At 70.3% G+C, this 14,110-nt stretch carries 13 protein-coding genes; 9 read left to right on the top strand and 4 right to left on the bottom strand.

Annotation, left to right across the window (positions count from 1 at the left end):
* Positions 1–39: 39 nt before the first annotated feature.
* The gene (locus tag ACH4OA_RS23160) at positions 40–1,629 is read right to left on the bottom strand and encodes a hypothetical protein (RefSeq protein WP_397970514.1); all 1,590 of its coding nucleotides are present in this window, start codon (positions 1,627–1,629) and stop codon (positions 40–42) included.
* 100 nt (positions 1,630–1,729) lie between these two features.
* Entirely contained in the window at positions 1,730–1,939 is a 210-nt protein-coding gene (locus ACH4OA_RS23155) for a hypothetical protein (protein ID WP_365882704.1), read from the bottom strand.
* Between the two features lie 130 nt (positions 1,940–2,069).
* Between ACH4OA_RS23155 and ACH4OA_RS23150 the strand changes: the two genes are divergently transcribed.
* Positions 2,070–3,044, top strand: a complete 975-nt coding sequence (locus ACH4OA_RS23150) for a carbohydrate kinase family protein (RefSeq protein WP_397941986.1) — start codon at positions 2,070–2,072, stop codon at positions 3,042–3,044.
* Between the two features lie 44 nt (positions 3,045–3,088).
* On the opposite strand, the gene ACH4OA_RS23145 is transcribed toward ACH4OA_RS23150, so the two are convergent.
* The gene (locus tag ACH4OA_RS23145) at positions 3,089–4,477 is read right to left on the bottom strand and encodes a cysteine desulfurase/sulfurtransferase TusA family protein (protein WP_397970512.1); all 1,389 of its coding nucleotides are present in this window, start codon (positions 4,475–4,477) and stop codon (positions 3,089–3,091) included.
* 280 nt (positions 4,478–4,757) lie between these two features.
* On the opposite strand from ACH4OA_RS23145, the gene coxB reads away from it, so the two are divergent.
* The 4 genes from coxB to ACH4OA_RS23125 all read left to right on the top strand — a co-directional run bounded on the left by coxB (position 4,758) and on the right by ACH4OA_RS23125 (position 9,237).
* Positions 4,758–5,717, top strand: a complete 960-nt coding sequence (coxB, locus tag ACH4OA_RS23140; RefSeq protein WP_365882698.1) for a cytochrome c oxidase subunit II — start codon at positions 4,758–4,760, stop codon at positions 5,715–5,717.
* Entirely contained in the window at positions 5,714–7,447 is a 1,734-nt protein-coding gene (ctaD, locus tag ACH4OA_RS23135; protein WP_365882696.1) for a cytochrome c oxidase subunit I, read from the top strand. Before coxB ends, ctaD begins: the two co-directional genes overlap by 4 nt.
* Positions 7,444–7,842 carry a cytochrome c oxidase subunit 4 gene (locus tag ACH4OA_RS23130; RefSeq protein ID WP_365941985.1) on the top strand — a complete coding sequence of 133 codons (399 nt, stop codon included), beginning with the start codon at positions 7,444–7,446 and terminating at the stop codon, positions 7,840–7,842. Before ctaD ends, ACH4OA_RS23130 begins: the two co-directional genes overlap by 4 nt.
* A gap of 132 nt (positions 7,843–7,974) precedes the next feature.
* Entirely contained in the window at positions 7,975–9,237 is a 1,263-nt protein-coding gene (locus ACH4OA_RS23125; protein WP_397970509.1) for an Ig-like domain-containing protein, read from the top strand.
* 56 nt (positions 9,238–9,293) lie between these two features.
* Here ACH4OA_RS23125 and ACH4OA_RS23120 read toward each other — a convergent pair whose 3' ends face one another.
* Complete coding sequence (locus ACH4OA_RS23120; RefSeq protein WP_365876106.1) at positions 9,294–9,695, bottom strand: hypothetical protein; 402 nt, start codon at positions 9,693–9,695, stop codon at positions 9,294–9,296.
* A 154-nt stretch (positions 9,696–9,849) separates the two neighbouring features.
* Between ACH4OA_RS23120 and ACH4OA_RS23115 the strand changes: the two genes are divergently transcribed.
* The 4 genes from ACH4OA_RS23115 (at position 9,850) to ACH4OA_RS23100 (ending at position 14,034) form a co-directional block, all read left to right on the top strand.
* Positions 9,850–10,470 (top strand): heme-copper oxidase subunit III, encoded by a 621-nt coding sequence (locus ACH4OA_RS23115; RefSeq protein WP_365876104.1) that lies wholly within the window; start codon positions 9,850–9,852, stop codon positions 10,468–10,470.
* Positions 10,471–10,532: 62 nt separating this feature from the next.
* Entirely contained in the window at positions 10,533–11,345 is an 813-nt protein-coding gene (locus ACH4OA_RS23110; RefSeq protein WP_397941994.1) for a c-type cytochrome, read from the top strand.
* Positions 11,342–12,400, top strand: a complete 1,059-nt coding sequence (locus ACH4OA_RS23105; protein WP_397941995.1) for a Rieske 2Fe-2S domain-containing protein — start codon at positions 11,342–11,344, stop codon at positions 12,398–12,400. The genes ACH4OA_RS23110 and ACH4OA_RS23105 overlap by 4 nt, the downstream gene beginning before the upstream one ends.
* On the top strand, positions 12,397–14,034 hold the full coding sequence (locus tag ACH4OA_RS23100) for a cytochrome bc complex cytochrome b subunit (RefSeq protein ID WP_365876098.1): 1,638 nt from the start codon (positions 12,397–12,399) through the stop codon (positions 14,032–14,034). The genes ACH4OA_RS23105 and ACH4OA_RS23100 overlap by 4 nt, the downstream gene beginning before the upstream one ends.
* The last annotated feature ends 76 nt before the right edge of the window (positions 14,035–14,110 follow it).

The raw sequence follows: 14,110 nt of genomic DNA, 5'->3' as shown, positions 1-14,110 counted from the left end.
CGCCTTCGCGTCGCGCGCCGGCCGGCGCGGTGGCACCGGTCAGCGCGGCGTCGCCGGTACGGCCGGGCGGAGCGCGCCCGGAGATGCCTGCGGGATCGCCCGGCCGTCCGTGCCGACCACCGCCCGGCCGGCCGGCGGGGCGGCGAGCGTCACCGTCCGCACGTACTCCTTGGCGATCAGTACGCACACCCGGTCCGGCCAGGGCCGCTCGGTGACCGTCACCGTCACCCGGTCGCCGCTCTCCCGCGCCGACACGTCGTAGTCGGCGCACACCCCGCCGAAGAAGCGCACCCGCAGGGTCCGCCCGTCGGCCGTGTACGAGGTCACCGGCACGCTCCGGCTCTTGCCGGACGTGGGCGGCGGGGCGAGGTACTCCGGGACCACCGCCGGATACGTCACCGTGAACGCGCCGTCCGCCCCGGACCCGCGCACCCGGAACAGCCAGGACGGCACCAGCGCCGGCCGCCCGCCGGCCGACCGCGCGGCCAGCCCGAACACCGCCTGGTCCACCGTGGCCGTGCCACCGCCGGCCGTCCGCTCAGGCGCCCCCGTGGACGCCCCGCACGGCTGCTCCAGCCGGTCCTTCGGAGGCACCGGGCTCGCGCACCCGCCGGTTCCCATCCGGTGCCCGTCCCGCGCCTTGCCGTTCAGCAGCTCCAGCGTCTTCGCGGCGCCCAGCACGGGATAGACGGCGCCCTTCACCGGCGTGCTCAACCGCCCGTGCCCGCCGACCAGTTCACCCGTGCGGCCGACGGTCAGGCCGGTCGTCCAGCCGTACGTGGGCAGTCCGCCCACCACCGGGTCCGCGTCGACCACCCGCTGGGCGCCCTGGACCCGGCTCGCGTCGGTCCGCGCGCCGCCCAGTCCCGCCGCCGCCAGCACCGGCGCCGCCGCCGCCTCGGCGTCGGCCGCGCTCACCGGGGCACCGGCCGGGCGGCCCGGGTCCGGGGCGCACACGGTCACCTTGCGGCAGTCGTCGGTGCCCGGCGCGTACCGGCTGTACGACCAGTTCCCCGGCGCGTCCCGGTCCACCGTCAGACGCGGCCCGGAGCCGTCCTGGCCGCCCACCCGCCAGCTCCGTCCCTCGGCCACCGGCGCCCCGTCCAGGCCGAGCGCCTTCGCCAGCCGGACCACGCGCTCCCGGCCGACCTCGCCCGCCGGCGCGTAGACCGCCGCCGTACCGGGCCCGGCCGGCAGCTCGCCCGCGGCCACGTACCGGACGCCGGACGGGTCCGGCTCGCCCGGCGCGATACCGCCGTCGCCGTCCGCGGCCGGGCCGTCCAGCGCGAGCGGCGGGGGAGTGCCGTGACCGGACGCGGCCGGGGCGCTCCCGCCCTGGCCGCCCGGTCCGCCGCCCGCCGCCAGGCAGGCGCCGCCGCCCCCGGCCAGCAGGACGGCCGCGACGGCGCAGGCGACGGCGGCGGGCGACCGCCGCCGCCCGGCCGCGCGTCCGCCGTCCGCGGTGACCCGCTGCCCGGCCGTGGCCGCCGCCGCACCCTGTCCGGACGCCGTCGCCGCCCCGGTCGCCCCGGCTGCCTCGTCTACGCCGTGTGTCTCGGACGCCTCTGATGCCTCGGATGCCTTCGGAACCGCCGCGTCGCCGGGGTCCTCGGGCTGCTCGGTGTTCACCGCATCGCTCCTCGCTGGGTCGGGTCCGGCCGTCCCCGCGCGGGGACGGTGATGGGACGCGGGAGAGGAGCGCGCGGTTCCCGGGCACGCGCCCGGCGGGTCAGTCGCCGTAGTCCGACATCGCGTCCAGCAGCCGGGCCGACCGCGCCGGCACGCTGACCCCGTGGATGCGGGACGGGGACACCGGACCGGGCTCGGCCCGCTCCGGTACCGCCCAGTGCGGGGCCATGCGGGCGCAGTCGCCGCGCAGCGAGGCGAGGCCGCCGCCGGACTCGGCCGGCGCGGAGGGAAGGGCCTTGGGGTTCGTCATGACCGCACCGTACGCACGCCGCGGACCGCGAAGAAAGATCTACTATCGGGTAGTTTCGTCAACTTCAGCGGCGGCGGCCGACCGGGTAGCGTGAACTGTCAACGCCGTCTCCCGCAGGAGAGTCCCCGTCGTGCGCATCGCAGTCACCGGCTCCATCGCCACCGACCACCTCATGACCTTCCCCGGCCGTTTCGCCGACCAGCTCGTCGCGGACCAGCTGCACACGGTCTCGCTCTCCTTCCTGGTCGACAACCTCGACGTGCGCCGCGGCGGCGTCGGAGCCAACATCGCCTTCGGCATGGGCCAGCTCGGCACCCGGCCGGTCCTGGTCGGCGCCGCCGGCCCCGACTTCGAGGACTACCGCGCCTGGCTCGACCGGCACGGTGTGGACACCGAGTCGGTCCGCATCTCCGAGACCCTGCACACCGCCCGGTTCGTGTGCACCACCGACGCCGACCACAACCAGATCGGCTCTTTCTACACCGGCGCGATGAGCGAGGCCCGGCTGATCGAGCTGAAGACCGTGGCGGACCGCGTCGGCGGCCTCGACCTGGTCCTCATCGGCGCCGACGACCCCGAGGGGATGCTCCGCCACACGGAGGAGTGCCGCTCCCGGAACATCCCGTTCGCCGCCGACTTCTCCCAGCAGATCGCCCGGATGGAGGGCGAGGAGATCCGGACACTGCTGGACGGCGCGACCTACCTGTTCTCCAACGAGTACGAGAAGGGGCTCATCGAGTCCAAGACCGGCTGGAGCGACGCGGAGATCCTGTCCAAGGTCGGCCACCGGATCACCACGCTCGGCTCGCGCGGCGTACGCGTCGAGCGCTCCGGCGAGGACCCGATCGAGGTCGGCTGCCCGGAGGAGGAGCGCAAGGCCGACCCCACGGGCGTCGGCGACGCCTTCCGCGCGGGCTTCCTGTCCGGGCTGGCCTGGGGCGTCCCGCTGGAGCGGGCGGCGCAGATCGGCTGCATGCTCGCGACGCTGGTCATCGAGACCGTGGGGACGCAGGAGTACCAGCTGCGGCGGGCCCACTTCATGGAGCGATTCGTGAAGGCGTACGGCGAGGACGCCGGCCGGGAAGTCCGCGCCCACCTCGGCTGAGGTCCCGCGGAGGCGCCTCCCGCGGCCCCGGCCCGGGGGGCGTCTCAGCCCACCCTGCGGACCACGTACGCCGTGCCCCGGTCCGCCGGCTCCTCGCCCACGTACTCCTGGCCCCGCATCTCGCACCACGCCGGGATGTCCAGGCGGGCCGCCTCGTCGTCGGACAGGACGCGGACCGTGCCGCCCACCGGCACGTCGCCGATCACCTTCGCCAGTTCGATGACCGGGATCGGGCAGCGCTTGCCGAGGGAGTCGACCACCAGGTCCTCCCGGCCCGTCCCCGGACCCGCCTGGGTGACCGGGGCCGGGGTGCCCAGCTTCTCCCGCACCCCGGCCACGGCTTCCGGCAGCACCCGCAGGAACCGCTCCACGTCCGCCTCGGCCGTCCCCGCCGGCAGGGACACCCGGACGTTGCCCTCGCTCAGCACGCCCATCGCCTTCAGCACATGGCTGGGTGTCAGCGTGCCGCTCGTGCAGGAGGAGCCGGAGGAGACCGCGAAGCCGGCCCGGTCCAGCTCGTGCAGCAGCGCCTCGCCGTCGACGTAGAGGCAGGAGAAGGTGACGATCCCGGGCAGCCGGTGCCCGGCGTCGCCGACCACCTCCGTGTCCGGCACCAGCCGCGGCACCCGGGTGCGGATCCGCTCCGTCAGCTCCCGCAGCCGTACCGCCTCCTGGGCCGCCTCGGCCCGCACCGCGCGCAGCGAGGCCACGGCCGCCACGATCGCCGGGATGTTCTCGAACCCGGGCGCCCGGCCCGACTCCCGTTCGTCCACCGGCCCCCGCGCGGCGAACCGCACTCCCTTGCGCACGACGAGCAGTCCGACCCCGGCCGGCCCGCCCCACTTGTGGGCGCTGGCCGCGAGCAGCGACCAGTCGCCCTCGACCGGCCCCCAGCCCAGCGACTGCGCCGCGTCCACCAGCAGCGGCACCCCGGCGGCCCGGCACACCTCGGCCACCCGGGCCACCGGCTGCACGGTGCCCACCTCGTGGTTGGCCGACTGCAGGCAGGCCAGCGCGGTGTCCGCCCGGAGCGCCGCCTCGTACGCCGAAGGGGTGACGGCTCCCGTCCGGTTGACGGCCACCCGGGTGACGCTCCCGCCCTCCGCCTCGAACTCCTCGGCCGCATGGAGGACGGAGGAGTGTTCGACCGCTGACACGATCAGGTGGCGTCCGGTCCGGCGCCGCCCGGCCAGCGCCCCCGCGATCCCGGTGTGCACGGCCCGGGTGCCGGACGGGGTGAAGACCAGCTCGTCGGCCCGGCACCCGACGGCCTCGGCGGCGGCCTCGCGCGCGGCGTCCAGCAGCATCCGCGCCCTGCGCCCCTCCCGGTACAGCCGCGCCGGATCCGCCCACCCCTCGTCCAGGGAGGCCGACAGCGCCTGGCGGGCGACGGGGTGGAGAGGGGTGGCGGAGGCTGCGTCGAAGTAGGCCATACGGCAACGTTAAGACCCCGGCGGAGGCGGTCCGTCCGCAGGCGTGAAACGGTCGCACCGACGGCCGCGGCGTGGAGTGCGACCAGCACTGACGTACCCGCAGCCGCCAATCCAGCGAACCACCCCACCCAGTAGGCACCCCTCCCCGCGAACCCTCGGAGAGGGTGGGCTAGGGTTTGGTCCGCATAAACATCCAAACCCCTGCCCGACGCAGGGCGGCGACCGACCAGCGAGAAGGCCGCAGCCGACCGCGCGGGCGAGACTCTCGGGAAGGCGCTACGTGAGTCCCAACGGCTCCGACCGCTCGCCGCGGCGCCCGATGCGGCGGAAGCTGCTGCAGGCACTGACCGCGGGCCTGGTCCTGGCGACCGCAACCGGTTGCACATACAAGGACTTCCCCCGCCTTGGCATGCCCACCCCGACCACGGAAGAGGCTCCGCGGATCCTCTCCCTATGGCAGGGCTCCTGGGCTGCCGCGCTCGCCGTCGGCGTGCTGGTGTGGGGCCTGATCCTGTGGAGTGCTTTCTTCCACCGGCGCAGCCGCACGAAGGTCGAAGTACCTCCGCAGACGCGGTACAACATGCCGATCGAGGCCCTCTACACGGTGGTCCCGATCATCATCATCTCGGTGCTCTTCTACTTCACGGCCCGGGACGAGTCGAAGCTCCTCGACATGTCCAAGAAGCCCGACGTCACGGTCAACGTGGTCGGCTTCCAGTGGAGCTGGGGCTTCAACTACATCTCGGACGTCCCCGGGTCCACCGGCGACGCCAAGACCGACAAGAACCTGGCCGGTGTCCCGGACCGGTACAAGAAGGACTTCCCGGCGAACGCCGGCGGTGTCTACGACGTCGGTACGCCCGCCTCGCGGAACCCGCAGACCGGCAACCCCGGGCCGACCCTCTGGCTCCCCAAGGGCAAGACGGTCCGCTTCGTCCTGACCTCGCGTGACGTCATCCACTCCTTCTGGGTGCTGCCGTTCCTGATGAAGCAGGACGTCATCCCGGGCCACCCGAACGCCTTCCAGGTGACTCCCAACAAGGAGGGCACCTTCCGTGGCAAGTGCGCCGAGCTGTGCGGCGTCGACCACGCCCGGATGCTGTTCAACGTGAAGGTCGTCTCCCCGGAGCGCTACGAGCAGCACCTCAAGGACCTCGTCAAGAAGGGGCAGACCGGTTACATTCCCGCGGGCATCGACCAGACGCCGCACGAGAAGAACCGGGAGTCGAACATCCTGTGAGCATCCTCAACGAACCCCAGGGTGCCGCGGCAGCAGGGTCCCACTATGAGGACGAGCTGCCGGTCCGGCGCCAGCGCCGCGGCGAAGTCGTCGTCAAGTGGCTGACGACGACCGACCACAAGACGATCGGCACGATGTACCTGGCGACGTCGTTCGCCTTCTTCCTGATCGGCGGCGTGATGGCGCTGCTGATGCGCGCCGAGCTGGCCCGTCCGGGCGAGCAGTTCATGTCGAACGAGCAGTTCAACCAGGCGTTCACGATGCACGGCACGATCATGCTGCTGATGTTCGCGACGCCGCTGTTCGCCGGTTTCGCGAACTGGATCATGCCGCTGCAGATCGGCGCGCCGGACGTGGCGTTCCCGCGGCTGAACATGTTCGCCTACTGGCTGTACCTGTTCGGCTCGCTCATCGCGGTCGGCGGCTTCCTCACCCCGCAGGGCGCGGCCGACTTCGGCTGGTTCGCCTACTCGCCGCTGTCGGACGCGGTCCGCTCGCCGGGCGTGGGCGCCGACATGTGGATCATGGGTCTGGCCTTCTCCGGCTTCGGCACGATCCTCGGCTCGGTCAACTTCATCACCACGATCATCTGCATGCGCGCGCCCGGCATGACGATGTTCCGCATGCCGATCTTCGTGTGGAACGTGCTGCTGACCGGTGTGCTGGTCCTGCTGGCCTTCCCGGTGCTGGCCGCCGCGCTGTTCGCCCTGGAGGCGGACCGCAAGTTCGGCGCCCATGTCTTCGACGCCGCCAACGGCGGCGCCTTGCTGTGGCAACACCTCTTCTGGTTCTTCGGCCATCCAGAGGTGTACATCATCGCGTTGCCGTTCTTCGGCATCATCTCCGAGGTCATCCCGGTGTTCTCCCGGAAGCCGATGTTCGGCTACATGGGTCTGATCGCCGCGACCATCGCGATCGCCGGTCTGTCCGTGACGGTGTGGGCCCACCACATGTACGTCACCGGTGGTGTGCTGCTGCCGTTCTTCTCCTTCATGACCTTCCTGATCGCGGTGCCGACCGGTGTGAAGTTCTTCAACTGGATCGGCACCATGTGGAAGGGCTCGCTGTCCTTCGAGACGCCGATGCTCTGGGCGACCGGCTTCCTGATCACCTTCACGTTCGGTGGTCTGACCGGTGTCATCCTGGCCTCGCCGCCGATGGACTTCCACGTCTCGGACTCGTACTTCGTGGTGGCCCACTTCCACTACGTGGTCTTCGGCACGGTCGTCTTCGCCATGTTCTCCGGCTTCCACTTCTGGTGGCCGAAGTGGACCGGCAAGATGCTGGACGAGCGCCTGGGCAAGATCACCTTCTGGACGCTGTTCATCGGCTTCCACGGCACCTTCCTGGTCCAGCACTGGCTGGGCGCCGAGGGCATGCCGCGCCGGTACGCCGACTACCTGGCGGCCGACGGCTTCACCGCGCTGAACACGGTCTCGACCATCAGCTCCTTCCTGCTCGGCCTGTCGATCCTGCCGTTCCTCTACAACGTGTGGAAGACGGCCAAGTACGGCAAGCCGGTCGGTGTGGACGACCCGTGGGGCTACGGCCGCTCGCTGGAGTGGGCGACGTCCTGCCCGCCGCCCCGGCACAACTTCGTCACCCTGCCGCGGATCCGCAGCGAATCCCCGGCGTTCGACCTGCACCACCCCGAGATCGCCGCGCTCGAACAGCTTGAGCACGCCGGTCACGGCACCGCCGTCGCGGGCAGCAAGGAGGCCGGCAAGTGAAGATCCAGGGTCGGATGTTCATCTGGCTGAGCGTCTTCATCCTGATCATGGCCATCGTGTATGGCGTGTGGTCGAAGGAGCCGGCCGGTACCACGGCGCTCTTCCTGGCCTTCGGCCTGGCCGTCATGATCGGTTTCTACCTGGGCTTCACCGCCCGGCGGATCGACGCGGGCGCCCAGGACGACAAGGAGGCCGACGTCGCGGACGACGCGGGCGAGCTGGGCTTCTTCAGCCCGCACAGCTGGCAGCCGCTCATGCTGGGTTTCGGCGGCGCGGTCGCCTTCCTCAGCATCGCGGTCGGCTGGTGGCTGATCTACTTCTCCGCGCCGTTCATCGTCATCGGCCTGTTCGGCTGGGTGTTCGAGTACTACCACGGTGAGAACCGGACCCAGTAGGGCGCGCTGAACGCACCGGGAGCCCGGACCTTCCTGACGGAGGGTCCGGGCTCCCTTCGTTTGCCGTAGCGACGTTCGCTCGTATGCGTTGTCCGCCGTGCCGGTCGTCCCGTCATCTCATAGCGTGATCACATGAACCACACTGCGCGGACCCGCAGCGTCGTCGGCTGCACCCTGCTGGTGACCGCCCTCGGTGCGGGCGTCACCGCTTGCGGTTCGGACGGCAACCCCCTGTCGGCCAGGCCGTACGACGCAGCGGACCTGATCTCCTTCAACGGCCCCACCGAGACCGGGAAACGGGTCGACCCGGACAAACCCCTGGAGGTCACCGCCAACAGCGGTGAGGGCCGCATCACGGACGTGGTCGCCCGGGACTCCACCGGGCGCTTCGTGACGGGCGAACTCGCCGCCGACGGCAGCCGCTGGCACAGCACCTCCCCCCTGGCCGCCGGCGCCCGCTACACGGTCACGGTGAGCACCGAGGACGAGGACGGCGCACCCGGCCGCAAGGTCCTCGCCTTCGACACCAGCAAGCCCGCCGGCCGGAAACGGCTGGGCGTCACCTTCGGACCGGGCAGCGGCACCTACGGCGTCGGCCAGCCCGTCACGGCCCAGCTCGACCAGGGCGTCAAGGACAAGGCCCAGCGCGCCGTCGTGGAACGGGCGCTGCGGGTGGAGTCCGTGCCCGCCGTGCCGGGCGCCTGGTACTGGGTGAGCGACAAGGAACTCCACTACCGCCCCAAGGACTACTGGCCCGCCCACGCCACCGTCCGGGTGCACAGCAACCTGGACGGCATCCGGATCGGCGACCGGCTGTGGGGCGGGAAGTCCGCACCGCTGAAGCTGACCATCGGCGACCGGGTCGAGGTGGTCACGGACGCCGCCGCGCACCAGCTCACCTACTACAAGGACGGCCGGGAGATCGAGCAGATCCCGGTCACCACCGGCAAGCCGGGCTTCGAGACCCGCAACGGCGTCAAGGTGGTCCTGGAGAAGCAGTACTTCGTACGGATGCGCGGGAGCACCGTCGGCATCGCCGAGGGCAGCTCGGACTCCTACGACCTGCCGGTCTACTACGCCACCCGGGTGACCTGGTCCGGCGAGTACGTCCACGCCGCGCCCTGGTCCGTGGGCTCCCAGGGCTACGCGAACGTCAGCCACGGCTGCACCGGGATGAGCACGTCCAACGCCGAGTGGCTGTACGACAACATCCGGCCGGGCGACGTCGTCCGGGTCGTCAACTCCGAGGGCGACCCCATGGAGCCCTTCGGCAACGGCTTCGGCGACTGGAACGTCGACTGGAACAAGTGGCGCACGGGCAGCGCCCTGACGGGCAAGACCTCGGACGGCTCCGCCCCGGCGGACACCGTGCGCCTGCGGCCAGCGGCCGTGTGAGCGCCCTGGAGGGGCACGGGACCGCGTGCGGCACGCGGTCCCGGTGCCCCGCGCTCCTAGGCGCTCAGCAGCCTCTTGCGCCGCAGCAGGGAGGCGAGCGAGGCGGCGAACTCCACCGGGTCCACCGGCAGGGTCACCGCGGCGTCCGCACGGCTCCACGTGGCCAGCCAGGCGTCCTGCGGCCGGCCCATGAGCAGCAGCACCGGCGGGCAGTCGAACACCTCGTCCTTGATCTGCCGGCACACGCCCATGCCGCCCATCGGCACGGCCTCGCCGTCCAGCACGCAGACGTCGATGCCGCCCCGGTCCAGCTCCCGCAGCACCGCGGCGGGCGTCGCGCACTCCAGGAACTCCACCGGCGGGACGTCCGGAGCGGGCCGGCGCCCGGCGGCCAGCCGTACTTGCTCGCGGGTGTTGGAGTCGTCGCTGTAGACCAGCACCGTGGCGGTCGGCTGCATTGTTCCTCCGGGACGTCGGCGTCGTACGGACGGGACGGACAGGGCCGTCTGGGCGGATGTTACTCCCCTGAACACCACGTCAGCACCGGTTCGGCGGGTGGCAACACTCCGAACGGCACCCCCCGGAGTGAGCGCGAGATAAGCGACCGACATAATGTCGGTCGTGGCGACAGCAACGACAGTAGATACCGGGCACGCGCACCCGTCGGTCAACCGGCCGAACCTCACCAGCGTCGGAACCATCATCTGGCTGAGTTCCGAGCTGATGTTCTTCGCGGCCCTCTTCGCGATGTACTTCACCCTCCGGTCGGTGACCGGACCGGCTCACTGGAAGGAGATGGCGGAGGCACTGAATGTGCCCTTCTCCGCCACGAACACCACGATCCTGGTGCTCTCCTCCCTCACCTGCCAGCTCGGCGTGTTCGCGGCCGAGCGCGGCGATGTGAAGAAGCTCCGTGGCTGGTTCATCCTCACCTTCATCATGGGTGCGATCTTCATCGGCGGTCAGATCTACGAGTACACGGAGCTGGTGAAGAAGGACGGCATCTCGCTGTCCTCGGACCCGTACGGCTCGGTGTTCTACCTGACCACCGGCTTCCACGGCCTGCACGTGACGGGTGGCCTCATCGCCTTCCTGCTGGTCCTCGGCCGTACCTACATGGCCAAGAGGTTCACTCACGAGCAGGCGACCGCCGCCATCGTCGTGTCCTACTACTGGCACTTCGTCGATGTCGTCTGGATCGGCCTCTTCGCCACGATCTACCTGATCAAGTAGCGGGGACCGCTCCCGCACATCCAGAAGCACCGACGCAGAAGATCCTGACACCGGGGTAATCCGTGAAAAAGCTCTCCGCACGACGACGCCATCCGCTGGCGGCGGTCGTCGTCCTACTCCTCGCGCTGGCGGCCACTGGGGGGCTGTACGCCGCGTTCGCGCCCGCGGGCAAGGCACAGGCCGATGAAACCGCCCAGTCCCTGACCATCAAGGAGGGCAAGAAGCTCTACGAGGTCGGCTGCGCCAGCTGCCACGGCACCGGTGGCCAGGGCTCCTCCGACGGCCCCAGCCTCGTCGGCGTGGGCGCCGCCGCGGTCGACTTCCAGGTGGGCACCGGCCGTATGCCGGCCTCCACCTCCCAGATGGCCCAGATCCCGCGCAAGAAGGTCACCTACTCGCAGGCCGAGATCGACCAGCTGGCCGCGTACGTCGCGTCGCTGGGCGCCGGCCCGAGCGTGCCCACCAAGCAGCAGTACGGCCCCGAGGGCGCGGACATCGCCAAGGGCGGCGAGCTGTTCCGCACCAACTGCGCGCAGTGCCACAACTTCACCGGCAAGGGCGGTGCCCTGACCAAGGGCAAGTTCGCGCCGACGCTGGAGGGTGTCGCTCCGAAGCACATCTACGAGGCCATGCAGACGGGCCCGCAGAACATGCCGTCCTTCCCCGACACCACGATGTCGGAGAAGAACAAGAAGGACATCATCGCGTACCTGAACGCGGTCAACGGCGACAAGACCGAGAACCCGGGTGGTCTGGAGCTGGGCGGTCTCGGACCGGTCAGCGAGGGTCTGTTCGGCTGGATCTTCGGCCTCGGCACGCTGATCGTGGTCGCCGTCTGGGTCGCCGCTCGGACCGCAAAGGCCAAGAAGTCATGAGTAGCCAAGACATTCCAGAAGAGAACCTGCCCGCTGAGCAGGCCCACGCGCACGGCGCGGTAGACGTCGCGGACGAGGAGAACCCGTTCGCCGACCCGGGGCTGCCGCCGCACGAGCACCGGATCCAGGACATCGACGAGCGGGCCGCCAAGCGGTCCGAGCGCGTGGTCGCCCTGCTGTTCACGGTGTCGATGCTGGCCACCATCGGCTTCATCGTCTCCTACGTGGCGGTGCCGCACGACAAGGCGGTCTTCGTCTTCCCGATCGGCCACATCAACGCGCTGAACTTCACGCTGGGCCTCACCCTCGGCGTGGCGCTGTTCTGCATCGGCGCGGGCGCGGTCCACTGGGCCCGCACCCTGATGTCCGACGTGGAGGTCGCCGACGAGCGTCACCCGATCGAGGCGTCCCCCGAGGTCCGGGCGAAGGTCCACGCGGACTTCCGCCTGGGTGCCAAGGAGTCGGCGCTCGGCCGCCGCAAGCTGATCCGCAACACGATGTTCGGCGCGCTGGCCCTGGTGCCGCTCTCCGGCGTCATGCTGCTCGGCGGCCTCGGCCCGGCGCCCGGCACCAAGCTGCGCCACACCATGTGGGCCAAGGGCAAGCGCCTGGTCAACATGAACACGAACCAGCCGCTGCGTCCCGAGGACGTCGCCGTGGGCTCGCTCACCTTCGCCAAGCCCGACGGCCTGGAGGAGCACTCCGAGGAGTTCCAGACGGAGATCGCCAAGGCCGCCCTGATGATCGTCCGCATCCAGCCGGGCAACATCAAGGACAAGCGCGAGCTGGAGTGGTCGCACCAGGGCATCGTCGCCTACTCGAAGATCTGCACCCACGTCGGCTGCCCGATCTCCCTGTACGAGCAGCAGACGCACCACGTGCTGTGCCCGTGCCACCAGTCCACCTTCGACCTCTCCGACGGTGCCCGAGTGATCTTCGGCCCCGCCGGCCACGCCCTGCCGCAGCTGCGCATCGGTGTGGACAGTGAGGGTTACCTCCAGGCGCTCGGCGACTTCGAGGAGCCCGTCGGTCCTGCTTTCTGGGAGCGCGGATGAGTACTGCAGACAACGCGACGCCCCGCTCTCGCGGGCAGGCGCCGGCCGGCGAGCGGTTCGCCGACTGGGCCGACGGCCGGCTGGGGATCTACTCCCTCGCCAAGGCCAACATGCGCAAGATCTTCCCCGACCACTGGTCGTTCATGCTCGGCGAAGTGTGCATGTACAGCTTCATCATCATCATCCTGACGGGTGTCTATCTGACGCTGTTCTTCCACCCGTCGATGAACGAGGTGCAGTACCACGGCACGTATGTCCCGCTCCAGGGACAGCTGATGTCGGAGGCGTTCAACTCGACCCTGCACATCTCCTTCGATGTGCGCGGTGGTCTGCTCGTCCGGCAGATCCACCACTGGGGTGCCGTGGTCTTCATCGCCGGCATGTTCGTGCACATGATGCGCGTGTTCTTCACCGGCGCGTTCCGCAAGCCGCGTGAGATCAACTGGCTGTTCGGCTTCCTGCTGCTCTTCCTGGGCATGTTCACCGGTTTCACCGGTTACTCGCTCCCGGACGACCTGCTCTCCGGCACCGGTGTCCGCTTCATGGAGGGCGCGATCCTGTCCGTGCCGATCATCGGCACGTACATCTCGTTCTTCCTCTTCGGCGGCGAGTTCCCGGGCGGCGACTTCGTGGCCCGCTTCTACTCGATCCACATCCTGCTGCTGCCGGGCATCATGCTGGGCCTGATGGTGGCCCACCTGATCCTGGTCTTCTACCACAAGCACACCCAGTTCGCGGGTCCCGGCAAGTCGAACAACAACGTCGTCGGCATGCCGCTGCTCCCGGTGTACATGGCGAAGGCCGGCGGCTTCTTCTTCCTGGTCTTCGGTGTCCTCGCGGCCCTCGCGGCGATCGCGCAGATCAACCCGATCTGGGCGATCGGCCCCTACCGTCCGGACCAGGTGTCCACCGGCGCCCAGCCGGACTGGTACATGGGTATGGCCGAGGGCCTGATCCGCGCCATGCCGGGCTGGGAGATCAACTTCTGGGGCCACACGCTGGTCCTGGGCGTGTTCATCCCGCTGCTGCTGTTCGGCGTGATCCTCATGGCGATCGCGGTCTACCCGTTCATCGAGTCGTGGGTCACCGGCGACAAGCGCGAGCACCACATCCTGGACCGCCCGCGCAACGCCCCGACCCGTACGGCGTTCGGTGTCGCCTGGCTGACCGTGTACTTCGTGATGCTGATCGGCGGCGGCAACGACATCTTCGCCACGCACTTCCACCTGTCGATCAACGCGGTCACCTGGTTCGTCCGGATCGCCTACTTCGTGGCCCCGGTCATCGCGTTCATCGTCACCAAGCGGATCTGCCTCGGCCTCCAGCGGCGCGACCGCGACAAGGTGCTGCACGGCCGCGAGACCGGCATCATCAAGCGGCTGCCGCACGGTGAGTTCATCGAGGTGCACGAGCCGCTCAGCCAGGAGCAGCTGCACACGCTCACCGCGCACGAGCAGTACACGCCGGCCGAGATCGGCCCGACGGTCGACGAGAACGGTGTCGAGCGCAAGGTGCCTGCCTCGCACAAGCTGCGGGTGAAGCTGTCCAACGCCTACTTCGGCGAGGACAACCAGATCCCGAAGCCGTCCGCCGAGGAGTACAAGGAGATCACGAGCGGCCACGGCCACCACTGATCCCCGCGTCGCCACGCCACGCCGAAGGGCCCCGTCCGCGAGCCGGACGGGGCCCTTCGCCATGCCGCCGGGCTGG

It is taken from the genome of Streptomyces sp. NPDC017095, assembly GCF_044332325.1.
In the GTDB taxonomy this organism is placed as follows: Bacteria; Actinomycetota; Actinomycetes; order Streptomycetales; family Streptomycetaceae; genus Streptomyces.
This window is presented reverse-complemented; position numbering and strand designations above follow the sequence as displayed.

Coding starts and splice junctions, on each gene's coding strand:
- ACH4OA_RS23155 (WP_365882704.1), bottom strand. CDS start 1,939: ATGACGAACCCCAAGGCCCTTCCCTCCGCGCCGGCCGAGTCCGGCGGC.
- ACH4OA_RS23145 (WP_397970512.1), bottom strand. CDS start 4,477: ATGGCCTACTTCGACGCAGCCTCCGCCACCCCTCTCCACCCCGTCGCC.
- ACH4OA_RS23125 (WP_397970509.1), top strand. CDS start 7,975: ATGAACCACACTGCGCGGACCCGCAGCGTCGTCGGCTGCACCCTGCTG.
- ACH4OA_RS23120 (WP_365876106.1), bottom strand. CDS start 9,695: ATGCAGCCGACCGCCACGGTGCTGGTCTACAGCGACGACTCCAACACC.
- ACH4OA_RS23115 (WP_365876104.1), top strand. CDS start 9,850: ATGTCGGTCGTGGCGACAGCAACGACAGTAGATACCGGGCACGCGCAC.
- ACH4OA_RS23105 (WP_397941995.1), top strand. CDS start 11,342: ATGAGTAGCCAAGACATTCCAGAAGAGAACCTGCCCGCTGAGCAGGCC.
- ACH4OA_RS23100 (WP_365876098.1), top strand. CDS start 12,397: ATGAGTACTGCAGACAACGCGACGCCCCGCTCTCGCGGGCAGGCGCCG.